The organism is Nonomuraea sp. NPDC050786, from assembly GCF_040654115.1.
In the GTDB taxonomy this organism is placed as follows: domain Bacteria; phylum Actinomycetota; class Actinomycetes; order Streptosporangiales; family Streptosporangiaceae; genus Nonomuraea.
In genome coordinates, this window is sequence record NZ_JBFAHJ010000049.1 from 35,734 (window position 1) to 56,778 (window position 21,045).

Sequence of the window (21,045 nt, forward strand, 5' to 3'; positions counted from 1 at the left end):
ACGGAGCGGGGACGCCGCAGGAGGCTGCGGCTCGGGCGGCGAGCCCCGGCCACCCCGTCGACCTCGAGTCCCAAGTCCTCTTCACCCCATAACCGGCGGCTCGCTCGCCGCTGCGGGTGTTCTTCGGCACCGAAGGGCTGCGGATGACCAAGCAGGCGTACGCGCGCTGCGCGACCACGAAGCCGACGGCACCCCGTAAGCCGTCATGATCCTCGGCATTCCCCGGTGTTTAACGATCGGCCAGCCGGAAAATGAGTCGAGAGCTCGCTTACCTCACTTCTGTTCCCGGCCCGCGGGCTCGGAGATCAATGACTTTCGAGCTGCGCTGCCCCATCAGCCCTGACTTGCGCTACATCCGCGAGCTGGTGCGCATCCATGGCGAGCACCACGGACTGAACGGCGAGCAGCTGGAGGACCTGGTGCTGGTGGTCAACGAGGCCGTCACCAACGTGCTCGACCACGGCGGCAAGGCCGGCCGGGTCACCGCGCGCGGCCACGGGCACGGCGTCATCCTGGAGATCCTCGACGTCGGCGGCCGGCTGACCCCGGAGCACCTGGCCGCCGCCACGGTGGACCCGACCGCTTCGCACGGGTTCGGCCTGTGGGTGATCCAGCACCTGTGCGACGACGTCACCCTGGAAGACACCGCTTCGGGCTCGGTGCTGAGCCTGCACTTCCGCGGCCGGCCCGCCGCCATGGCTGAGCACCGTGCCGGGCGCGGTCGCGTCGCTCAAGGCAGCCGATCCACCCGCCCGGACGTCGTCAACGTCGACGTCGAGCCGGAACTGGCCCCACTCGACACCAGCGATTGGCGTCCGCTACGGCCCGCGCAGCCGCGCGAACTGGAGCATGCCGCAGGCGGCCGCCATGGTCTCGGCGTCGAACGCCACGGTGCGCCCGATTCTGGCGATACCCGGGAGAGGGACCGGTGAACAGCGCCCGATAGAGGGCAACACCGTGAACGCGCCCCTGATCCACAGGATCATCAGGCCCAGAGCCGCCGGCGTGGCCGCCGTCTTCGCCGGCCGCCGCACCGACAGGCTGACCGCGGAGGTCATTCAGGTCGTGGGCGGCGGCACGACATGATCACGTGGCTGGGAAATGATTGGACGGGCTGATGCCCGAGCTTGTAGCTTGCCGTTGACCGTGACGCCGCCCCAGGAGGTGAGACCCATGAACGCTGTATCGATGTGGGTGCTCCCCCTTCCCGTCACGGTCGGGCGATTGACGTAGGTGTCGCCGGGAGCGCCTCGCCAACAAGGCACTCCCGAAAGGCAACACCTATGCGTTCTCCGCAGTTCACCGCCGGGCCGTCGTCGAACGACAGGGCCGAGCGTGACCCTTCAGTGGGCGACGTCCCCGAAGTTCTCCGGTCTCCCGCCTCCGGCGCCGATCGCGCGCCCCTCATCTTCGACGTGATCATTGCCGGGTGCGGGCCGACCGGCGCGATGCTGGCCGCCGAACTGCGGCTGCACGACGTGCGGGTGCTCGTTCTGGAGAAGGAGACCGAGCCCAAGTCGTTCATCCGCATAGTCGGTCTGCATGTGCGCAGTCTCGAGCTGATGGCGATGCGCGGACTGCTGGATCGCATTCTCCCGCATGGAAGACGGCGTCCGGCCGGCGGCTTCTTCGCCGCCATCAACAAACCCGCGCCCAAGGGCCTGGATTCCGCGTACGACTACCTGCTGGGCATTCCGCAGCCGATCATCGAACGTCTCCTCGAAGAACATGCGATCGAGCTCGGTGCGCAGGTCCGGCGCGGTTGCGCGGTGGCCGGTTTCGAGCAGGACGACGAGGGTGTGACCGTCGAACTGGCTGACGGGGAACAGTTGCGTTCGCGCTATCTCGTAGGCTGTGACGGCGCGCGCAGTACGGTGCGCAAACTGCTCGGCGTCGGCTTCCCCGGCGAGCCCTCGCGGACCGAGACGCTGATGGGCGAGATGGAAGTGGGCGTGCCGCAGGAGGAGATCACCGCCAAGATGACCGTGATCCGCGAGATCCATCAGCGATTCTGGCTCCGGCCCTTCGGCGAAGGGGTCTACAGCGTCGTGGTCCCCGCCGCGGGAGTCAGCGACCGCGCGGAACCGCCCACCCTCGAGGACTTCAAACAACAACTGCGCACCATCGCCGGAACCGATTTCGGCGTGCACTCGCCACGCTGGTTGTCCCGCTTCGGGGACGCCACCCGGCTGGCCGAACGTTATCGGGTCGGGCGGGTGCTGCTGGCCGGCGATGCGGCACACATCCATCCACCCATCGGCGGACAGGGCCTGAACCTGGGCGTTCAGGACGCATTCAACCTCGGCTGGAAACTGGCCGCACAGATCCGCGGCTGGGCGCCGGAAACACTGCTGGACACCTACCAGGCCGAACGTCATCCGGTCGCCGAGGACGTACTGGACAACACCCGCGCCCAGACGGAGCTGCTGTCCACCGAACCGGGCCCGCAGGCCGTGCGCAGGCTGCTCACCGAACTGATGGATTTCGACGAGGTGAACCGCCATTTGATCGGGAAGATCACCGCGATCGGCATCCGCTACGACTTCGGCGCAGGCCCCGACCTGCTCGGCCGCCGCCTGCGCGACATCGACCTGAAACAGGGCCACCTCTACGGTCTGCTGCATCGCGGCCGCGGCCTGCTGCTGGACCGCACCGAACGCCTGACCGTCGGCGGCTGGTCAGACCGGGTCGATTACCTCGCGGATCCCACTGCGGCGCTAAATGTTCCGTGCGTCCTGCTACGCCCCGACGGCCACGTCGCCTGGATCGGCGACGACCAGCAGGACCTGGACGACCACCTCTCCCACTGGTTCGGCAAGCCCGCCGACTGATTCCGTCTGAGCAGCGGTCATCCCGCGTATACGTGGCGGGATGGCCAGCAGCTCTGCGGCGCTGTCGGCCAGGGAGCTTCGAGTGGTCGGCGTTCTCGTCGGACATCGACCTCGCCGACCCGGGTCGGCGGCTGACGTGCCTGTGGATCAGGTGCCGCCGATGGCTGTCGGCCGGTGCCAAACGGACGAGCCGTGCCGCAAATCTTGTTACCAAGGTGTTCGACTGGTGAGAAGATCGGGGGTGCTCCGAATAGCAAACGCAGTACTCGCAAGATTGCCGGAACCGCTGCTCGCATTTGCCCTGAAGCACCGTGAGCTGCTGAAGTTCGTGGTGGTGGGTGGAACAGCGTTCTTAGTGGACAACACGGTGTTCTATGGTCTGAAGCTGACCATTCTGGAACCGAAGCCGGTGACCGCGAAGATCATCGCGGTGCTGGTGGCGACGATCGTGTCTTACGTGTTGAACCGCGAATGGTCGTTCCGGACCAGGGGCGGCCGCGAGCGCCGTCACGAGGCGGCGCTGTTCTTCCTGGTCAGTGGCGTCGGTCTGGTGCTCAGCTCAGCGCCGCTATGGATCTCCCGGTACGTGTTTCGTCTGGAGACCCCCGATGTGCCCCTGATGACCCAGGAGATCGCCGACTTCATGAGTGCACAGATCATCGGCACGCTGATCGCCATGGTCTTCCGCTTCTGGGCGCTCCGGAAGTGGGTCTTCCCTGACGAAAAGGCCCGGCCCGGCAGCGTGCGACTGGCTCCCACTTCCGATTCCACGGAGGAAGCGGCTTGATGGCAGCGGTTTGACGGCCCATGACACGCTGGTTAACGGCACCCCCGAAGAAGGTGGCAGGCGTCAAACCTGCCCGAGGTCCTCATCACCGATACTCCGACCTGATATTCGGAATCGCGAACGTGCTGGGCGTCGACCACCGGCCCGTGCCGGCCGATCTCGTCCTTCATCCGAACGCGCCCCGAGCGCCAGGTGGGCCGGGCGAGTGTTCCGTCCGGAGGCGCCAGGACTACCGGGCCCTACGACCCCGGTCGCAGACCGGTCGTGAGGGGTCATACCGAGGTCGCGCACAGCTCTCCACATCGGGGCCGTTGTCCGGCGGAGATCGCTCCGACACCGTGATCAACATGACTGTGACCATATTCTTCGGCCTGTCCCTCGCAGAGCTCCTGGCCTTGGCGGCCGCCGTCGTGCTGGTGCTGGCCCGCTGGCTGCCGCCCGGCGCGCGCCGACCTTCGATGTGGGCTGGTGCGGCAGCCCTCGCGGTGTCCGCGATCGTGCTGGCCGTGCTCGGGATCCGCTGGCAGCTCATACCCGTCCTCGTGGGCGGGGCCATCGCGCTGACGTTCGCCGCTCCCTCCCTGCTGCGGCGGCCCGCACGGCGGGCTCGGTGGTGGCTGGCCCTGCCGGGGTCGGCGGCATGTCTGGCTCTGATTCTCGCCGGCGCGGCGGCGGTGTGGGCGCTGCCCCGGCCCGTGTTCCCCCAGCCATCGGGCGCATACGCCGTCGGCGCCACCGTCATGCAGTGGACCGACCCCGATCGAGCGGAAACCGCCACGTCCCGGACCGATGACAAGCGGACGGTCGTCGTCCAGCTCTGGTATCCCGCGCAGCGCGATCCTGCCGCCCGGCGGGCGTGGTACTTGGGCCGTACGGCGCAGGAGGCGCGGCTCGTCGCCCGCGGCGAGGCCGACTACCTCGGCCTTCCGAGCTTCATTCTCGACGAGGCGGCACGCGCCCACACGCGCTCTGTGCCTGATGCCCCAGTGGCCGCCGGAGGCGGCCGGTTCCCCGTGGTCCTGTTCTCGCCCGGGCTCGGCGGCGTGCGCGCCCAAAGCACCACTTGGGCCGAGGAACTGGCCAGCCGCGGCTACGTCGTGGCGGCCCTCGACCACCCGTACGACTCAGCCGTCGTCACCCTCACCGACGGCCGGTCGATCCGCACCCGGGTCGCGTCCACCGGAGACCAGACGGAGGACGACAGGCGCGCGGCCGGGTGGACAGCGGTCAGGGCCGCCGACCTCAGCTTCGTCCTCACCCAGCTCGGCCGCCTGGACCGCGGTGAGATCCCGGGCCTCCTGACCGGGCGGCTCGACATCCCCCGGGCCGCGGCGACCGGCCACTCCCTCGGGGGCGCCGCCGCCCTGCAGGCCGCCCGCCAGGACCCCCGGTTCGCAGCCGTCATCGACATGGACGGCTTCCCGCGAGACCCCGCACCGCAACCGTTCAATCCGCCCGTGCTCGCGCTCACCCACGACGTGAAGCCGGGCGAGGAGCCGGACTACATCCCTCGCCTCACGCGGGTGCTCCAGTTCAGCACAGCGACGAGCTACCGGCTCACCGTCCCCGGTTCGGCACACCTCACCTTCACCGACGCTCCGCTCTTCCTGCCGCCGCTGCCCATGCTCGTCGGCTCCCTCGGCCGGACCGCCGGGCCACGTCTCACCGCAGGGGCCACCGTCGCCTTCCTCGACGCCGCACTCCGCGGCACATCCGGCGATCTGGCCGGAGCCCTCTCCAGGTACGGCCAGCTAACCGTCCTGTAGGCGGCCACGTACGGGTCGTGGCCGTTCCGGGGGCCGAAGATCTCCCGATGCTGCGGCTGGCGGGGCGAGTGTTGGTGTCGTGATCTTGGTGGATGGCAGTGCTCTGCTGCGGCCGGGGGTGCAGCCCACCCCCCTGCTTGACCACTTGCTCCTGCGGAGAATTTTTCTTCCCGTACGATGTCTCACTCCGACCCCTCGATGGCGAGAGGACTCGTTGTCGGTGGCCTGATGGGTCATCGAGGTATTGACGTCGGCAGGCGATGAAGAATAATTGCTCCACTGAAGGGAGTCGGCATGTCATCCAGTCCGCCGCGGGGCGACGTCATACACCGGATGCGTGAGTTGTTGCCCACCATGCCGGAGGCCCAGCGGTCGCTGACCGAGCTGGTGCTGGCTGATCCGGCGGCCGCGGCACGGATGACCATTGTGGAGCTGGCGGAGCATTGTGGGGTGTCCACGGGCACGATCACCAGACTGTGCCGGGCTCTGGGCATGGACGGCTACTCGGCGCTGCGGATCGCGCTGGCCTCCGACAGTGGGCGGGCCGATGTCCGGGGCACCTGGGCTGCTCACATCGGCACGGAGCTGACCGAGGGCGACGAGATTCGCCATGTCGCCAACGTCATCTCGGCCAACATCGGACATGTCGTCGCCGAGGCGCTCGCCAACCTCGATCTGGCCACCGTCGAGCGGGCGGCCGGCGTGCTGGCCGCCGCGCGCCGCGCGATGATCTACGGAATCGGCGGCAGCGGGACGACGGCCCTGGAGTTCCAGCAACGGCTGTACCAGATCGGCGTGCCCGCGTGGACCCACACGGATGTGCACGTCGCGCTGACCGGCGCCGCGCTGATGGGACGCGGCGACGCCGTCGTCGCCATCTCACACAGCGGACGCACCCAAGAGGTGCGCGACCTGGTGGCGGAGGCTCGGTCGCACGGCGCGACGACGATCGCCATCACCAACGACGTGGCCTCCCCTGTCGCCGACCGGTCCGAGCTGGTGCTCGCGACCGGGGTGCGCAAGCTCGGCTTCAGCACCGAGATGATCCTGGCACGGCACGCCCAACTGGCGGTGCTGGACGTGCTGTACACCGCCATCGCCCAGCGTACGTACGAGCAGACCAGGGAGGCGATCGCCATCACGGCCGAAGCGGTGCGCTCGCACCAGATCCGCAAGGCCGACCACACCACCTCCGGCACAGTGACCGGGCGTGAGGTCTAGCCTGCTTACCCCCGCGGACGGCCGCGGCTGGCGGCCGACGAGGTCACCGACGCCCCCGCGACCGTCGCTGACCTGCTGATCAGGATGTGGAGGTCGTCAGAGCAACGCGGCGAGATCCGCCGGTCGCGAGAACATCGGCCAGTGGCCGGTCGGCAGCTCGACGAAGGTCCATTCGGGTGCGCCGAGCGGGGCGAACGCCGGGTTCCCCGAAGCGATCAGCTCGCGGATCATCGCCACCGGCATCGTCGAGGCGACCATGGTCTTCGGCGTCGCCGGGATCTGCTGCGGCCGCTGAACCGACTGGGTGACCGCGCCCCACGGCTGCGGCGTCGCCTTCGCGCGGATCTGCGCCCAATGCTCCTCGGTCAGTCCCGCGAACCTCCCCTCCCCCTCCTCGAACGAGGGCACATCGAGTGCACAACCGTCCCCGACCTGAGCGCGCCACGCCTTCTGGGTCTCCTCGTCGTTGAAGTCGATCACCGCCACACCGGACGGCAGCGGCGCGGTGTCGACGTAGACGACTCGGCTGAGCCGCTCGGGATGCCGGTCGGCGACCGCGGTCACCGGGACATTCGCCCCGCTGTGCCCCACCAGGACAACCTCCTCCAATCCGTCCATCGCCGCGAGGATGTCGGCGACATGGGTCTCCACGCCGACTTCCGGCGACAGCTCCCCTGCCCTCTCCGCGAGCCCCGTCAGAGTGACCGCCCGCACCTCGTGTCCGGCGGCGCGCAGCTTCTGCGCCACCTGGTCCCAAGCCCAGGCGCCGAGCCAGAAGCCGGGAACCAGCACGTAGTTCGCCATCTCATCGTCCTTCCAGTGAGCCGATGCCGCTACGCTAGAGCCGATAGCGGACAGAATCCGCCCGGATTAAGTGGGTGACTTGTGTCATATCCGGCAACTCGGATGCTGACCATGCTCGAACTGCTCCAGGCACACCACGGGCTGGGCGGCCGCGAGCTGGCGCAGAGACTCGGTGTGGACGAGCGGACCGTCCGGCGTTACGCCGCCCGGCTCGCCGAACTGGGCATCCCGGTCGCCGCCGAACGCGGCCGCTACGGCGGCTACCAGCTGATGCCCGGCTACAAGCTGCCACCGCTGATGCTCACCGACGACGAGGCCACCGCCGTGGTTCTCGGCCTGCTCGCCGGACGCCGCCTGGGCCTTGCCGCCGAGGCGACGGAGGCCGCCCTGGCCAAGATCCGGCGGGTGCTGCCGGCCAAACTGCGAGAACAGGTCGGCGCGCTGGAGGAGACCCTGGACTTCACTCTCGCCGAACGTGCGGCGCCGATGCCCGCGAGCCGGGCCGTGCTGACCCTGGCCGCTGCGATCCGCGACCGCCGCCGGGTCACCCTGCACTACCGCTCGTGGCAAGGCTCCCAGACCGAACGCGAACTGGACGGCCACGGCCTGGTCTTCCACTCCGGCCGCTGGTACGTGACCGGCCACGACCACCGGTCCGGCGAGATCCGCACCTTCCGCGTCGACCGGATCTCCTCCGTCGTCCCGATGACGGCTTCCTACGAGATTCCCGAGGAGTCCGACCCGGTACGGCAGGTCACCGCGTCGCTGGCCCAGGTACCGTATGCGCACGTTGTCGAGGTCGTTCTGCACGTTCCCCTGGCCGAGGCGGCCCGCCGCATCCCGCCGTCGGTGGCCACACTCACCGAAACACCGGACGGAGTCCTCCTGCGGACGAGTGCCGAGTCTCTGGACGGCATGGCGACCATGCTCGCCGGGCTCGGCTTCCCGTTCACGATCTCGTCGCCGCAGGAACTGCGCACTGCCGTCCGGCGCCTGGCCCAGCGCCTGCTGGAACAGACGTCGGACTGAACACTCCCCCAACGCTCTACGCGCAACTCCGCGACCGCTGCGGACATCGCCGTGGTCGACGTCGACCAGCAACTACCGCAGGTTCTCAGCTGGTGGCGCCCCAGGTGAGGGAGAGGCCGGTGGCGGCGCGTTCGGTGCGGATCTCCATCATGCTGCCGAGGATGGTGGCATGGTCGGACACCACGGGCGTGGCGTCGAGCGTGTAGGTGATCCGGGTGCTGATGAGCACCGGGCTCCCCTCCGGCTCCTGGAGGTGGCGGGCGGCGGCGGGGTCGAGCAGGCCGGGCCGTACCACTTCGGACGCCTGGGCGACCGTCACTCCCGCGTCGGCGAGGGCCGTGTAGAGGGAGACGGCGGTGAAGTCGCGGTCGCGGATCTGGTCGGCCACCGGCCGGCGGACCCAGGACACCTGGTGTACGGCGGGACGTCCCGCGAACTCGCGGACCCGCTCCAGCCGCAGGGCGGTGTCGCCGGGGCGCAGCCGCAGCTCCGCGGCGATCCGGGCGGGGGCCCGGCGCACCGCCCGCCCGGCCACCGCGGTGCGCACGTCATGGCCCTGTTTACGCAGGTCGTCGACGAGGCTGCGGAGCGAGTCGAGCTGGTACGCCAGGTGGGGCGGGGCGACGAACGTGCCCCTGCCGGGCTGCTGCACGATCAGCCTCTCGTCGCTGAGCTCCCGCAACGCCTGGCGCAGCGTCATGAGGGTCACCCCGTAGGAGGCGCTCAGCTCGCGTTGCGGCGGCAGGGCCTCACCGGGGGCGTACTGTCCCGACCGGATCTTCGCGGCGAGGTCGGCGGCGATGGCGCGGTATCTCGCCTCGTGCCCGGCGTCGGGGGTCATCGTGGTCGGTCACACTCCTGGTCGAGGGCTTCCCGCAGGGTCGCGAGGAAGGCCCGCAGGTCGTCCGGCCCAGCCCCGTCGAGCACTCGCCGCATGACCGCGGCGCCGACCACCACGCCGTCGGCGTGCCGGCGGGCTTCGCGTGCCTGATCCGGGGTGGAAATGCCAAATCCTAGCAAGACCGGCCGGTCGGTGACGCGCCTGACCCGCTCGCTGAGCTCCGCCGCCGAAGCGGCGAGGCCGGCCCGCTCACCGGTGGTGCCCATCAGCGACACCGCGTAGACGAATCCGCGGCTGCGGCACGCGATCTCCGCCAGCCGCGGCTGCGGCGTCGCCGGCGACGCCAGCAGGACCAGCTCGATCCCGGCGGCTTCAGCCACGTCCGTCAGCTCGTCCGCCTCATGCACCGGCAGGTCGGGCACGATCAGGCCGCCGACGCCGGCTCGGCGCAGCGCGGCGCAGAACGCCTCGGGGCCGTCGTGCAGCACCAGGTTGTAGTAGGTGCTGGCCACCAGCGGCACGCCCAGATTCGGCATGCCGGACAGGTCGGCGAGGATCCGGCGGGTGCTCGCCCCCCGGGCCAGTGCCGTGTCGCCGGCCTGCTGGATGGTGACGCCGTCCAGCGTGGGGTCGGAGAAGGGCAGCCCGACCTCGATCGCGTCCGCCCCGGCGGCGGCGAACGCCCGCAGGTACTCCGTCCAGCCGGGCGTGATCCCCCCGGTGACGTACGGCATGAGCAGACCGCGGCCGGTGTCCCGGCGGGCACGCAGGTGGCGTTCGACCGCGCCCGCGGCCAGGGTGGGGTTGGTCACAGCAGCTCCTTCAGGGTTGCGACATCCTTGTCGCCCCGGCCGGACAACGTCATCAGCACCGTCGATCCTGCGGGCAGGTCGCCGCCGGCCGCCGCGCGGATCACCCAGGCGAGGGCGTGCGCCGATTCGAGCGCCGGGACGATGCCTTCGGTACGCGCCAGGCGTACCGCCGCGCCGACCGCCTCGTCGTCGGTCACCGTGAAGTAGCGGGCCCGGCCCAGGTCACGCAGGTGGGCGTGCTCCGGGCCGACTCCCGGGTAGTCGAGCCCGGCGGCGATGGAGTGGGGCTCGGTGATCTGCCCGGCGTCGTCCTGCAGGAACAGCGAGCGGCAGCCGTGCAGGACGCCGAGCCGGCCGCGGGCCGCCCCGGCGCCGCCCTCCGCCTCGACGCCGACCAGGCGCGCCGGGGTGTCGGCGAATCCGGCGAACGTGCCGGCCGCGTTGGAGCCGCCGCCGACGCACGCGACCACGTAGTCCGGGACGCCGGTCCGCAGCTCGGCGGCGCACTGCCCGCGGGCCTCGTCGCCGATGACCCGCTGGAACTCCCTGACCATCCAGGGGTACGGATCCGGCCCGACGACCGAGCCGATGCAGTAGTGGGCGTCGCCGGTCGCGCCCACCCAGTGCCGCATGGCCTCGCTGGTCGCGTCCTTGAGGGTGCGGCTGCCCGTGGTCACCGGGACCACCTCGGCCCCCAGCATGCGCATCCGGAAGACGTTCAGCGCCTGCCGCTCGATGTCGCGCTCGCCCATGAACACCGTGGCCTCCAGCCCGAGCAGCGCGGCGGCCGTCGCGGTGGCCACCCCGTGCTGGCCCGCGCCCGTCTCGGCGATCAGCCTGCGCCGTCCAATCCGGGTGGCCAGCAGGGCCTGGCCCAGCACGTTGTTGATCTTGTGGGATCCGGTGTGGGTGAGATCCTCGCGCTTGAGGTACAGCCGCACGCCCAGCGCCTCCGACAGCCGGCCGGCCGGTGTGAGCGGGGTCGGCCGCCCGGCGTGCACGGCGAGCAGCCGCGCCAGGGCGCCGCGGAACCCCGGGTCCGCCCAGGCCTCCCGGAACGCCTCGTCCACCTCGCGGCACGCCTCAACCAGGGACTCCGGCGCGTACCGTCCACCGTACTCGCCGAATCGGCCCCGCGCTCGGGGCTCGCCCATCGTCCCGTCGAGCGGGACCGGCTCACGCCACGGCAGCACGTTTCGCATGCCATGCTCCGATCGTTCTATAACTCTTCACTGAGTTCTATAACAGCGAGTGTGGCACAGGCGGCGTGGACGCGCCACTCCTGGTGCGCGTACGGGACGGTGCTGTCGAAGCCGAACCCTTGGACGTCGGCGAACCCGGACGGGGCGATGTCATCGTGTCCGCACCGCGGCTTGATCGATAAGATGTCCGGCCATGGGCGTCTTGGTCGACTACTTCACGGCGGAATCAGACAGGTCGGCCGAGCGGGCTCTGTCCGGCGGCCCTGCGCATGTGAAACTGCCGTACGTCGACTGCAAGGGGTGGATCGACGAGCCCGGCGACCTGGTTGCCGAGCTCAGCGGGCGCGACATCAGCGAGTTCGGTGACTGTGAGGTCGTCGTGGACGACGGTGAGGTGTCGGGCGTGGAGCGGGTGATGCCGGAGACCGTCACCGCGCTCGCCGCCGTGGAGGATGCACGCTTGCGCGAGTATGCCGAGGACGAGCTGCTCGACGAGTACGAGGTCGAACGCATCACCGCCTTGCGGGAGCTGGCCCGCGAGGCGGTGCGGCTCAACCACGGGATGTATCGCTGGATGTGCGCCTGAACGCGGCGAACAGCTCCTCGCGGAGGGCGGGCGGCAGCTTGCGGCCCAGCATCGCCGGGCTCACCAAGGCCTGATCATTGCTCCATTCGCGCGCCGTGCCCGCGAGGAACTCCAGCGCGGAACGGGCCTCTTGGCGGTGCTTGTCCTCCGGCCAGCTGTCGACCAGCGGCAGCACCGCACTCGCCCGTTCGGTGATCCGGTCGAGGAGCGCGTACCCGGGCAGGCCGGGGAAGCACTGAGCCCGCAGGTCAATGTGGCGGAAGGAAACGTCGTCGAGTTCGGCGGCCGTGAAGTCGTTGCCGCTGAAGTCGTTGTGACCTCTGCCCAGTGCTGCGTGGTAACGATCGTCCGGTCGGCCCCAGAAGTTGATGCTGCGTACCCGGCCAAGGAAGACGCAATCGACGAACTCGGCCTCGCTCGTGTCTGTCTGCTGCCGCAGGCGGGACCGGTCGAAGACGCATCTCTCAAACCGGACGTTGCCGAAGTGGGTGAGATCCGGGAAACGGGTGCGGCGGAACACGCAATCTCGAAAGACGGTCTGCGGCCACGCGACGCCGTCCCACTCCCCTACGCCGACGCCGGTGCTGCCCATCAACAGCTGTTCGAAGGCGGTGCCGGAGAAGTCGCAGCCGTCGAACGAGCTGCCACAGGCAGCAAAGCAGGGGAACCGCATCTCGGTGAAGTCCACGTTCACCAATCTCGCGCGGTCGAAGGTCACATCGGTGGACAACGGGAACCGCTGATCACGCAGCTCTCCGCGAGCGATGCTCGCGCTGCGCCGCCCTTCATTGATCGGCTCGAAGGTGAACTGCTCAAACGTGTTCACACCGGGCTGTCTGAAAGTCGAGGATTCATCTGCGGAGTCTCGCATTCCGCCCCGACAAACCCGTCGATCAACCGTTGGCGGTCATCGTGCATCCTGCACGGCCTGTCGCCTGGGGCGCATGTCGAACATGTAGATGACAAGCAGCACCACGTAGAACACCAGCGCACCTATCGCGCTGAGCGCGCCGATGACGGTCGCGACGAGATAGAGCACCGGCCCCATGCTCCAGCGGAATCGCAACGAGCGTGCCTCGGCCGGGGTGATGTGTCCGCCGAGGTGGCGGTGTCCTGACGAGGCGTACCACCACACGGCGTTGTAGAAGATGCCGCCGATCACCAGCACGATTCCGTAGAAGATGGCGGCCATCTGCGTGCCGTGGTCGGCGTGCAGCGCCTCGGCCAGCACATGCGTGGGAAAGGGCAGGAAGGCGACATCCATCAGGAGGAGCACGTTGAGGGCCAGCAGCAGGCCGTCGGTCCTGTGAATGAAGTGGAACATCCGATGGTGGTTCATCCAGATCATCCCCACCAGCAGGAACGTCACCACGTAGGCGAAGTAGGACGGCCACAGGCGGATCAGCGCACCCCCGAGGTCCTCCTCCCAGCCTTCGGGCAATCGGATCTCCAGCACCAGCAGGGTGATCGCGATGGCGAACACGCCGTCGCTGAACGCCTCCAGGCGTCCGGTGCTCATCACAGAAGAGTCATCGTTCACGCCGCGTATCGTAGCGAGACGACCCAGTCACCAAATGACGGGCAGCTTGGCGGCGACGCCGGCGGAGGCGTTGCCGCCACCCTTCGCCGGCATCTCGATGTGCGCCCGGCTGACGGAGACGCTCATCGCCAGGATCCGGAGCACGTCGTGACGCACGCGCTCGCACCGGTTGCGCATGGCCTCGTGCGCGCCGTCCGCATCCCGCGCACGCAGTCGCTCGTAGATGGCGGCCAGTTCCCCGGGTGGGCTCGCGGCCTCGGGGGCGATCAACAAGGCCATCCGCAGGACCCGCTCCAGCTCGTCGAGCACGTCGACGATCGCCTTGCCGAAACGGTTGTTGCCGCTGGAGTTGGCGATGATGGCCTCGAACTCGATCCCGGCCTGCAGCGACTCCTCAAGCTCCGCCTCGCCCGCCGCGAGCGCGAAGGGCACCTTGGACAGCGCTTCGAGCCGCTCGAGCGTCGGCGCCTCGACGCCTCGGCGTGCGGCGACGGCAGCGGCCTCGCCGGACAGCAGCGTCCGCAAGGCGCAGAGATCGTCGGTGTCCTGGAGCGTGATCGGGCTGACGACGTAGCCGGCGCGCGGAAGCGCATCCACGAGCCCGTCACGCCGCAACCGCGCGAGCGCCTCGCGCACCGGCGTCTTGCTGATGTGCCACTGCTGCGCGAGCGACGCCTCACTGAAGCTGCTGCCGGGCGGCAGCGTCAGGTCGATGATCTGGCGTCGGATCGCCCGGTACGCCTGGCCGGTGCGGTCGAGGTTGGGTTTCTCCTCGCCGGTCAGCAGCAGCGCGGGGATGTGAGACATCCCCCTGATCACGGGATGAATCTCAGAAGGCACGCTTGTAATATATCAAGCCAGTGAGTTGATATCTCAGACAGATGTGGATGGCGCATTTCATGATCCTCAAAGCCTTCGATCACAGTGCCGGCGAGATGCCGGAGAACATCGTGGTCCTCACGGACGGCACGACCTGCGCGACACTGCTGATGGCGGGCGCCGTCTGGCTGTCCAGCAGTGAGGAGCCGGAACGAGTGGTCCCGGAGCCGGCCGACGCGATCGTGGTCGGCCTCGCGTCGGACGCCGAGGATCGGCTGTACGCCGCCGTGCGCAGCACGACCGCCACCGTGGCCGGAATCTGGCGGCGCGAGGGTCCCCGTCGTTGGGTGCGGTTCGCCGCCTCGGAAACCCGGGCGGGGCTCAACGGCATCACCTTCGCCGATGACGGCACACTGTTCGCGGCGGACTCCGTCCACGGCGAGATCCTCCGCTGCGCCCCCGGCGACGACACACTGCGGCTCTGGCTCGCCGACGAGCGCCTGGCGCCGGTGTCACCGGACGACGCGGTGTCGTCCACGGGCGTGAACGGGCTCAAGGTCCGGGACGGCGCCCTATGGGCGACCAATACGGCCCAGGGCACCGTCCTGCGTATCGGCATCGACGCGGGACGTCCAGGCAAGGTGGAACAGATGTACACCGGCATCCCCGCCGACGACTTCGCCTTCGACAGCTCGGGCACGCTGTACCTCGCCGTCCACCCGCGCAACACCGTTCTGCGCATCGCCCCGGACGGCGCCATGACCGTTCTCGCGACGGAGGCTGACGGCCTCGACGGACCGAGCGCGATCGCCGTCGTCGACGACGGGCTCCTCGTGACCAGCCTGGGGATGCTCGGTTCCACGCATAACTGCAACATCGCTCATCTCCCCCTGGGAGTGGCTGCTCCCGTACTACCCCGTCCGCGAATGCCCCGCTGACGACCTGCCGTACGAGGAACTCACCGGGACGCGACAGACCGCCCCGGCCCCGGCTGGGGGGTTCTGTCGTTACCTGTGTCAGCAGGTCCTGCCGCATTCCCGAACGCGCCTGTTTGATGGAGCTGGACCGGGGAGAACGCCACCCCTTCACCAGGGGAAGGGCCTCCTGATGCGAGCAACTCATATGTACGGCGCCGGCGCGTGCGCGTCGAGAGCGTGCCGGACCCGGTGCTGCAGCAGCCCACCGACGCGGTCGTACGCATCGTGCGCTCGTGCGCCTGCGGCAGCGACCTGCACCCGTACCACTCCCTGCCGGCCTCGGAGCAGGGCACCCCGATGGGCCACGAATTCCTCGGCGTCATCGAGGACCTCGGCTCCGAGGTGTCCGGGCTCAAGCGGGGTGATCTGGTGGTGTCGCCGTTCGCCTGGTCCGACAACACCTGCGTCTTCTGCCGGGAAGGTCTGCAGACCTCCTGCCTCAACGGCGGCTTCTGGGCACGCGACGGGGTGGGCGGCGGCCTGGCCGACGTCTATGGCACCGGCCACCTCGCCGCCAAGCAGGCCCACGTCGATGCGCGGACCACGGTGGCGGTCATCGGGGATCGCGCGGTCGGCCTGATGGCGGTGCTGTCGGCCCGCCGGCTCGGCGCGGAGCGGATCATCCTGTCGGGCCGCCACGAGGACCGTACCAAGCTCGGCATCGACTTCGGCGCGACCGACGTCGTGCCCGAGCGCGGCAGCGAGGGCATCGAGCGGGTGCGGGAGCTGACCGGCGGGCAGGGCGTCCACGCGGTGCTGGAGGCGGTCGGCTACATGAACGCCTACGAGACGGCATTCGGCATCGTCCGCCCCGGCGGCGTGATCAGCCGGGCCGGCGTGCCGCAGTACGAGGACGTGCCGATCGGGTTCGGCGGCCTGTTCGGCCCCGACATCACGCTGACCGGCGGTCCCGCTCCGGTGCGGTCCTACATCGAGGAGCTGATGTCCGACGTGCCGGCCCGGAACTCCTCTAGCTCCGGCGAGCCGCCACTCAGTTGATCAATGGGTACGGCGGCGGGGTGCCAGGACCTCGGTGCCCTTTGGCGATGGCTTCGGCGCCGGGTTGGACGTAGCGCATGGCGGTGCGGGGGTTCTTGTGGCGGGTCTTGCCCATGATGGGCTGCAGCGGGATCTCGGCGTCGCCGAGGTGGGTGGCGGCGCTGTGGCGCAGCTGGTGCAGATCCAGCCCGGCGTACTTGTCCGGCAGGACGCGAGCGCGGTCGTAGCCCAGGCGAGCGCGGCCGGTGTGCGGGCAGATGTCGGCGGCCGGGGTCAATGACCCTCGGGTGTACTTCCTGGCAGCCGGTTAATGACAGGCAGATAATTGACTCGCGCGTCAGCGGGAATGCCGGTGTAATACCGCCATGCGCATCACCTCGGAAACGTTCTCTGACGGCATCCGCGAACAGCTCTTCACCGTCGGAGACATCCCCGGGGTGCTCTGGACGCCCGCCGAAGGCACCGGTCCCCGCCCACTTGTCCTGATCGGGCATGGCGGCGGCCAGCACAAGAAGGGATGGGAGGTCGTCTCCCGGGCCTTCCCCTACGTCACCTCCTGCGGCTTCGCGGTCGCCGCGATCGACGCCCCAGGGACCGGCGACAGGCCGGAACACCCGGAAATCCGGCGGCTCGTCGCACTCATCCAGGAACAAGAGGCCGCGGGCGAGCCCTTCCGGTCCTGCCCGGAGTGGCCCGCCCTCAACGAAACCGTGGCGGCGCAGCTCATCCCCGACTGGCAGACCACCCTCGACGCGCTCCAGAAACTGGACTCCGTCGGCGACAGCCAGCCCGTCGGATACTACGGCCTGTCCCAGGGCGGCGAGATGGGCATCCGCCTCGTCGCGGCCGAACCTCGGATCAAAGCCGCCGTCTTGGGCCTCGTCGGAAGCGACTGGCTCATCGACATCGCGGCGCGGATCACGATCCCGGTCGAGTTCGTACTGCAGTGGGACGATGAAGGCGCTCCGCGGGACTCGGTCATGAAGCTGTTCGACGCACTCGGCTCCGCCGAGAAAACCTTGCACGCCAACCCCGGCGACCACTTTCGAGTCCCGTCTTTCGAAATCGACAGCTCGATCCGATTCTTCGCCCGGCACCTGAGTAGCTCCTGACCACCGGTGCCAACGTGCCCGGCGTTCCTCGGACCTGGAGCGCTGGCGCGAGGGCCCGGCTGCGCCCTCGGGCAGGAATCTGGAGAAGGCGCTGGAGCTCGCTGCGGAAATCCTCGGTGTGGGGCTGGGGCCATGCCGCTGCCGCCGGAGGTGCCGCCCCGGCGGATGGTCGACTGGCGCGGACGCCCGCCAGCGGCACGCCCTCACCGCCCTGCTGGCCGCAGGCGCCCCTCTACGAAGACCCCGCCACCTCCAGCCGGCAACTCTCCCTCGACCGCGCGGGCTTCACACACTGCTGTACGCCGCCTTGCGAGAAGGGCTCCTTGGCGTCGGCGGTCCCGTCCGGCCTTGGGCGGACATCAGCACCACGATCGCCCGCCGCAGCCGGACCGGATCCTTCGCTGTCCGGCCGACCCGCTGCAGCCCGCATCCCTCCTCCATGCTGGCTGGCCGGACGGACACACTCGGTCGACGTCCCGCGACCACCTCCAAGATCAGGTCCTGCAGACAGTCTGCCGGCCATGAGACGGCACGCCGATTATCCGGCCAGGGCTGCGAGCCTAACCACTAGGGACAGGCCGACTCCTGGGGTCGCCGACGCGACCCCACGGCAGGCCGTGCGAACGCACGCCGTTCACGTGGTCCCTGCGTGACGCTTCGTGGGCAGGTCCGCGCTCACTGCCCGCCATGCCGGAGTTGATGGGATCGCACCTTGGTCCGGTTGCCGCAGCGCGCCATGGAACACCAGCGCCGGTTGTGCGCGGGGGAACGGTCGATGAAACGCAGGGCGCAGCGGTCAGCGCCGCAGACGCGGACCCACCGGATCTCGTTCGAGAGCAGCAGCTCCACCGCGTCATGGGCGACCAGGCCCAGTCCGGCTGCCGCGTCCTCTGCTCCTGCCTTCCTGTTTCCCGGCGCCAGACGCCCACCCACGATGGCGACCTGGGGTGCCGGGCGCGGGGCCGCCATCGCGGCGCTGTTGATCAAGGACAAGTCCGCTGTGTCAGGCAGGTCACTGTCCGCCGCCGCCATGACGGCGCGGTCGATCGCCTCCCGCAGTCGCCGCGCGGAGGTCAGCACGGCTTCCGGCCGGGCAGGCGTCGGGATCGACTCGCCGGTCAATCCAGCGGTATGCAACCAGCGCAGCACGTCGTCGGGTTCGCGGAGCGTGTCACGGGGCTCCTTCCAGCGGTCGCGCAGGGTGTTGACATAGTCGAGGCACACCCGGCCGCCGTACCAGAGCCATTCGTCCTGCACAGCCACACGTCCCTCTTGTCCACAAAGGTCACGGAGGTCACATCGCCAATGGGACCACGAATCTTTTCCCGCTCCGCATGATATTTGCCTTCGCCAGTCGGTGGCCGTCCGGCTGAGATGATCAGTCCAGACGCACGGCGGTCCGTCGGGTTGCTCCGGCCGAGCTGGTGCTACCCGTGTCGTGGGCGCCGGCCGTTCCCCGACCGAAGGGGCGGCATCACTTCCAGCGACGTGGCGACCGACGCGCTCGGCATCCGGCGGGCATGGATCCGCGGCGCCGTCCTAGACGATGAAGCGCGGAGCACGGGCCTGCGTCACCCCGCGCACGACCCCGACCAGGCTTGCAGAGACCCGGCGGGCAATGGCCAGGCTCGTGGCGGGGTCGGTGCCGGCGGCCGAGCGATGGGGATCGGTGCGCATTCAAGCGCTCCTCTCGGATGGCCGGCGGTTCCTGCTCCGTGCCGCGCGGCGCGGTCGTGACATCATCCGCGCGCCGCGATCGTCCAGCCGGGCACCTCGGCCCGCAGCCTGCGCAGCGATTGTTCGGTCGAGTCGACCGGTATGTATTCCAGGGCAAACAATCCGCGGTAGTGGCGGTCGATGAGTGCGCGAGTACGTCCTGGATGTCGGCCGAGCCGCTGCCGGGCTCGCCTCGGCCGGGCACGTCGGCGATCTGCACCTGCCCGACCAGCTCGTCGTGCTCCGCGATCACGCCCGCCAGGTCCCCGCCGTTCATCGCCAGGTGGTACTGGTCGAGGAGGAGCAGGAGGTTGTCCAGCCCGCTTTCTTCCCGGACGCGTTCGATCACTTCAGCGGCGTCGCCGGCTGTCTTGAGCGGGTATTGCGGCATACCGCTCAGCGGCTCCATCAGAATGGTTCCGCCAAGAGGGCGAGCGGCTTTCATCGCGAAGGCGATGTTCCCGGCGGCGATCTCGTGCTGCATCTCGATGGGGGGCCGGGCCGTCGGTGGCCGTACGGCGGCCACGAACCGGGCGACGGTATCCGGGTCCGGGGCCGGGTTCGTGCCGAACAGCCACCAGAATCAGACGTGGTCGAACCCATCGGCCCTCGCTGCAGCAGGTCGTTCCAGGAGCGGGTATTCGGTGAACAGCAGCGTGAGGTTGGCAGCCGGTCTGCGGGCGGTGAACAGCGAGGGGTCCTCGCTCGCCGAGATCATCAGTTCCTCCCCTCGGCGAAAAATCCGCGAAGGTGGCCGAGGAGAATGTCCGGCCGTTCCTCCGCGATGAAGTGCCCGCAATCGGGAATCTGCGCGCCGGTGACGTCTTCGGCGTACTCGCGCCAGATGTCCAGTGTGGGGAGGCGAGAGGGAAGCCCGACCGATCCCCACAAGGCCAGCACGGGCATGGACAGTCTGCGCCCCATGGCCGCATCGGCGTCGTCGAGCGCGAGGTCCTGTTCCTGGGCGCGGTAGTCGTCGAAGCCGGCGCGCAGGGCCCCGGGCCGGGAGAAGGCGCGGACGTAGGAGTCCACGGCGTCGGGGTCCAGTCCGTGACGGTTGTAGGTCCAGCGTTCGAAGAAGTGCTCCAGATATCCGCGGACGTCGTGGGCCACCAGCCGTTCCGGCAGATCCGGCTGCAGGTGGAACAGCCAGTGCCAGTACTGGGAGGCCACCGAGGCGTCCAGCCGGCGGAACATCTCCCGCGTCGGCACCACGTCGAGCACGGCCAGCCGCTCCACCTGCTCCGGGCGGTCCAGCGCTCAGCGGTGCGCGACGCGGGCGCCGCGGTCGTGTCCTACGACCGCGGCCCGCTCGAAACCGAGCGTTCGCACGAGCTCGGCCATGTCCGCGGCCATCTGACGCTTGTCGTAGCCGGTCGGCGGTTTGTCGCTGAGACCGTATCCACGCAGGTCAGGAGCGACGACCGTGTAATCGGCGGCAAGCGGTTCCAACACGGCCCGCCAGCACAGGCTGGTCTGCGGCCATCCGTGGAGGAGGATCACCAGCGGACCGGAACCCGCCCGCGTGTAGTGCACACGGATTCCGTTCACGAAAGCCACGTCAGCCGTTGTCACCATGCCACTCATGGACTCCCCATTCCCTCTTAACCTTCTAAGGGGGTTAAGTTAACGGGTGGAGGGAGTAACGACAAGAGTGGACCGCGATCGGTTTCGCGATCTCCGTCCCTGTCCGAGACGACCCGAGGACCACGCGGACCGTCGGTGCCAAGGAAGAGGAGGGCGTCGCGGCAGGTGGCGACGGCGCGGAAGCCCGCCGGCCGGCGAATTGACGGCGACCAGCAGGGAAGCAACCCGGAGCAGCGCCCCTGCCCGCGCTTCAGCAGCGCCTGGCGCGGCTGCTGTCACTGCTGCCGGCACAGCGCTTCACCGATGCCGGTCCGGGCGTACAGGACTAGGGCCTGTTCTGAGTTCGGATCTCTATGTGGGCTGCAGGCTTCGGATCCACAAGATGGCACCACGTAGGTGGAGCCCAGCGAGATAGC

Annotated in this window: 24 protein-coding genes and 1 pseudogene; 11 read left to right on the top strand and 14 right to left on the bottom strand. The window is 69.3% G+C overall.

Translation table 11 applies throughout. From position 1 onward, the window contains the following. Nucleotides 1-308: 308 nt before the first annotated feature. From AB0H84_RS50250 to AB0H84_RS50275, 6 genes are all read left to right on the top strand, one after another. Nucleotides 309-932: an ATP-binding protein gene (locus AB0H84_RS50250; RefSeq protein WP_357620986.1), complete on the top strand. Its 624-nt coding sequence runs from the start codon at nt 309-311 to the stop codon at nt 930-932. Nucleotides 933-957: 25 nt separating this feature from the next. Further along, nucleotides 958-1,086, top strand: a complete 129-nt coding sequence (locus AB0H84_RS50255; protein WP_357620988.1) for a hypothetical protein — start codon at nt 958-960, stop codon at nt 1,084-1,086. Between the two features lie 320 nt (nt 1,087-1,406). After that, nucleotides 1,407-2,831, top strand: a complete 1,425-nt coding sequence (gene rox, locus AB0H84_RS50260; protein WP_357621035.1) for a rifampin monooxygenase — start codon at nt 1,407-1,409, stop codon at nt 2,829-2,831. Nucleotides 2,832-3,105: 274 nt separating this feature from the next. Further along, nucleotides 3,106-3,618, top strand: a complete 513-nt coding sequence (locus AB0H84_RS50265) for a GtrA family protein (RefSeq protein WP_357620989.1) — start codon at nt 3,106-3,108, stop codon at nt 3,616-3,618. A gap of 347 nt (nt 3,619-3,965) precedes the next feature. After that, the gene (locus AB0H84_RS50270; RefSeq protein ID WP_357620992.1) at nt 3,966-5,384 is read left to right on the top strand and encodes a hypothetical protein; all 1,419 of its coding nucleotides are present in this window, start codon (nt 3,966-3,968) and stop codon (nt 5,382-5,384) included. A 333-nt stretch (nt 5,385-5,717) separates the two neighbouring features. Next, complete coding sequence (locus AB0H84_RS50275; RefSeq protein ID WP_357620994.1) at nt 5,718-6,605, top strand: MurR/RpiR family transcriptional regulator; 888 nt, start codon at nt 5,718-5,720, stop codon at nt 6,603-6,605. 96 nt (nt 6,606-6,701) lie between these two features. Here the strand turns inward: AB0H84_RS50275 and AB0H84_RS50280 are convergent, their stop codons facing one another. Beyond that, nucleotides 6,702-7,409 carry an alpha/beta hydrolase gene (locus AB0H84_RS50280; protein ID WP_357620996.1) on the bottom strand — a complete coding sequence of 236 codons (708 nt, stop codon included), beginning with the start codon at nt 7,407-7,409 and terminating at the stop codon, nt 6,702-6,704. A 111-nt stretch (nt 7,410-7,520) separates the two neighbouring features. Between AB0H84_RS50280 and AB0H84_RS50285 the strand changes: the two genes are divergently transcribed. Continuing rightward, nucleotides 7,521-8,438: a YafY family protein gene (locus tag AB0H84_RS50285; protein WP_357620998.1), complete on the top strand. Its 918-nt coding sequence runs from the start codon at nt 7,521-7,523 to the stop codon at nt 8,436-8,438. A gap of 85 nt (nt 8,439-8,523) precedes the next feature. Here the strand turns inward: AB0H84_RS50285 and AB0H84_RS50290 are convergent, their stop codons facing one another. From AB0H84_RS50290 to trpB, 3 genes are read right to left on the bottom strand one after another with little or no spacing between them, the layout of a single operon-like run. Beyond that, entirely contained in the window at nt 8,524-9,279 is a 756-nt protein-coding gene (locus AB0H84_RS50290; protein WP_357621000.1) for a GntR family transcriptional regulator, read from the bottom strand. Then, nucleotides 9,276-10,091: a tryptophan synthase subunit alpha gene (gene trpA / locus AB0H84_RS50295; protein WP_357621002.1), complete on the bottom strand. Its 816-nt coding sequence runs from the start codon at nt 10,089-10,091 to the stop codon at nt 9,276-9,278. Before trpA ends, AB0H84_RS50290 begins: the two co-directional genes overlap by 4 nt. Then, a complete protein-coding gene (gene trpB, locus AB0H84_RS50300; RefSeq protein WP_357621004.1) occupies nt 10,088-11,293 on the bottom strand; it encodes a tryptophan synthase subunit beta in 1,206 nt (401 codons plus the stop codon). Before trpB ends, trpA begins: the two co-directional genes overlap by 4 nt. Nucleotides 11,294-11,486: 193 nt before the next feature. Here trpB and AB0H84_RS50305 point away from each other — a divergent pair, with 193 nt between their 5' ends. Beyond that, nucleotides 11,487-11,879, top strand: coding sequence for a hypothetical protein (locus tag AB0H84_RS50305; protein ID WP_357621006.1), 393 nt, complete (start codon nt 11,487-11,489; stop codon nt 11,877-11,879). On the opposite strand, the gene AB0H84_RS50310 is transcribed toward AB0H84_RS50305, so the two are convergent. The 3 genes from AB0H84_RS50310 to AB0H84_RS50320 all read right to left on the bottom strand — a co-directional run bounded on the left by AB0H84_RS50310 (nt 11,845) and on the right by AB0H84_RS50320 (nt 14,259). Continuing rightward, a complete protein-coding gene (locus AB0H84_RS50310; RefSeq protein ID WP_357621008.1) occupies nt 11,845-12,705 on the bottom strand; it encodes a hypothetical protein in 861 nt (286 codons plus the stop codon). The genes AB0H84_RS50305 and AB0H84_RS50310 overlap by 35 nt on opposite strands. An 81-nt stretch (nt 12,706-12,786) precedes the next feature. Next, nucleotides 12,787-13,398, bottom strand: coding sequence for a TMEM175 family protein (locus AB0H84_RS50315; protein WP_357621010.1), 612 nt, complete (start codon nt 13,396-13,398; stop codon nt 12,787-12,789). A 48-nt stretch (nt 13,399-13,446) separates the two neighbouring features. Next, nucleotides 13,447-14,259, bottom strand: a complete 813-nt coding sequence (locus AB0H84_RS50320) for a GntR family transcriptional regulator (RefSeq protein ID WP_357621012.1) — start codon at nt 14,257-14,259, stop codon at nt 13,447-13,449. Nucleotides 14,260-14,318: 59 nt separating this feature from the next. Between AB0H84_RS50320 and AB0H84_RS50325 the strand changes: the two genes are divergently transcribed. Then, a complete protein-coding gene (locus AB0H84_RS50325) occupies nt 14,319-15,176 on the top strand; it encodes a hypothetical protein (protein WP_357621014.1) in 858 nt (285 codons plus the stop codon). A 201-nt stretch (nt 15,177-15,377) separates the two neighbouring features. After that, on the top strand, nt 15,378-16,214 hold the full coding sequence (locus tag AB0H84_RS50330; RefSeq protein ID WP_357621016.1) for an alcohol dehydrogenase catalytic domain-containing protein: 837 nt from the start codon (nt 15,378-15,380) through the stop codon (nt 16,212-16,214). Here AB0H84_RS50330 and AB0H84_RS50335 read toward each other — a convergent pair. Beyond that, the gene (locus tag AB0H84_RS50335; protein ID WP_357621017.1) at nt 16,207-16,491 is read right to left on the bottom strand and encodes a tyrosine-type recombinase/integrase; all 285 of its coding nucleotides are present in this window, start codon (nt 16,489-16,491) and stop codon (nt 16,207-16,209) included. The two genes, AB0H84_RS50330 and AB0H84_RS50335, sit on opposite strands and share 8 nt — an antisense overlap. Nucleotides 16,492-16,579: 88 nt before the next feature. Here AB0H84_RS50335 and AB0H84_RS50340 point away from each other — a divergent pair, with 88 nt between their 5' ends. After that, nucleotides 16,580-17,326, top strand: coding sequence for an alpha/beta hydrolase (locus AB0H84_RS50340; RefSeq protein ID WP_357621019.1), 747 nt, complete (start codon nt 16,580-16,582; stop codon nt 17,324-17,326). A gap of 675 nt (nt 17,327-18,001) precedes the next feature. Here AB0H84_RS50340 and AB0H84_RS50345 read toward each other — a convergent pair. The 6 genes and pseudogenes from AB0H84_RS50345 to AB0H84_RS50370 all read right to left on the bottom strand — a co-directional run bounded on the left by AB0H84_RS50345 (nt 18,002) and on the right by AB0H84_RS50370 (nt 20,629). Further along, nucleotides 18,002-18,589 (bottom strand): ABATE domain-containing protein, encoded by a 588-nt coding sequence (locus AB0H84_RS50345; protein WP_357621021.1) that lies wholly within the window; start codon nt 18,587-18,589, stop codon nt 18,002-18,004. A 276-nt stretch (nt 18,590-18,865) separates the two neighbouring features. Continuing rightward, nucleotides 18,866-19,003 carry a hypothetical protein gene (locus AB0H84_RS50350; RefSeq protein WP_357621037.1) on the bottom strand — a complete coding sequence of 46 codons (138 nt, stop codon included), beginning with the start codon at nt 19,001-19,003 and terminating at the stop codon, nt 18,866-18,868. A gap of 202 nt (nt 19,004-19,205) precedes the next feature. Next, a pseudogene (locus AB0H84_RS50355) lies at nt 19,206-19,526 on the bottom strand (TIM barrel protein); the annotation flags it as partial. Nucleotides 19,527-19,625: 99 nt separating this feature from the next. Beyond that, nucleotides 19,626-19,760, bottom strand: coding sequence for a hypothetical protein (locus tag AB0H84_RS50360; protein WP_357621023.1), 135 nt, complete (start codon nt 19,758-19,760; stop codon nt 19,626-19,628). Continuing rightward, nucleotides 19,760-20,281, bottom strand: a complete 522-nt coding sequence (locus tag AB0H84_RS50365) for an alpha/beta hydrolase (RefSeq protein WP_357621025.1) — start codon at nt 20,279-20,281, stop codon at nt 19,760-19,762. Before AB0H84_RS50365 ends, AB0H84_RS50360 begins: the two co-directional genes overlap by 1 nt. Before the next feature lie 21 nt (nt 20,282-20,302). After that, a complete protein-coding gene (locus AB0H84_RS50370) occupies nt 20,303-20,629 on the bottom strand; it encodes an alpha/beta fold hydrolase (RefSeq protein ID WP_357621027.1) in 327 nt (108 codons plus the stop codon). Between the last annotated feature and the right edge of the window lie 416 nt (nt 20,630-21,045).

Bases quoted from the DNA above. Each gene is read 5' to 3' on its own strand.
- AB0H84_RS50250 (WP_357620986.1), top strand. From the start codon at position 309: ATGACTTTCGAGCTGCGCTGCCCCATCAGCCCTGACTTGCGCTACATC.
- AB0H84_RS50270 (WP_357620992.1), top strand. From the start codon at position 3,966: ATGACTGTGACCATATTCTTCGGCCTGTCCCTCGCAGAGCTCCTGGCC.
- AB0H84_RS50275 (WP_357620994.1), top strand. From the start codon at position 5,718: ATGCGTGAGTTGTTGCCCACCATGCCGGAGGCCCAGCGGTCGCTGACC.
- AB0H84_RS50280 (WP_357620996.1), bottom strand. From the start codon at position 7,409: ATGGCGAACTACGTGCTGGTTCCCGGCTTCTGGCTCGGCGCCTGGGCT.
- AB0H84_RS50285 (WP_357620998.1), top strand. From the start codon at position 7,521: ATGCTCGAACTGCTCCAGGCACACCACGGGCTGGGCGGCCGCGAGCTG.
- AB0H84_RS50290 (WP_357621000.1), bottom strand. From the start codon at position 9,279: ATGACCCCCGACGCCGGGCACGAGGCGAGATACCGCGCCATCGCCGCC.
- trpB (WP_357621004.1), bottom strand. From the start codon at position 11,293: ATGCGAAACGTGCTGCCGTGGCGTGAGCCGGTCCCGCTCGACGGGACG.
- AB0H84_RS50305 (WP_357621006.1), top strand. From the start codon at position 11,487: ATGGGCGTCTTGGTCGACTACTTCACGGCGGAATCAGACAGGTCGGCC.
- AB0H84_RS50315 (WP_357621010.1), bottom strand. From the start codon at position 13,398: ATGAGCACCGGACGCCTGGAGGCGTTCAGCGACGGCGTGTTCGCCATC.
- AB0H84_RS50325 (WP_357621014.1), top strand. From the start codon at position 14,319: ATGATCCTCAAAGCCTTCGATCACAGTGCCGGCGAGATGCCGGAGAAC.
- AB0H84_RS50340 (WP_357621019.1), top strand. From the start codon at position 16,580: ATGCGCATCACCTCGGAAACGTTCTCTGACGGCATCCGCGAACAGCTC.
- AB0H84_RS50350 (WP_357621037.1), bottom strand. From the start codon at position 19,003: ATGCGCACCGATCCCCATCGCTCGGCCGCCGGCACCGACCCCGCCACG.
- AB0H84_RS50360 (WP_357621023.1), bottom strand. From the start codon at position 19,760: ATGATCTCGGCGAGCGAGGACCCCTCGCTGTTCACCGCCCGCAGACCG.
- AB0H84_RS50370 (WP_357621027.1), bottom strand. From the start codon at position 20,629: ATGAGTGGCATGGTGACAACGGCTGACGTGGCTTTCGTGAACGGAATC.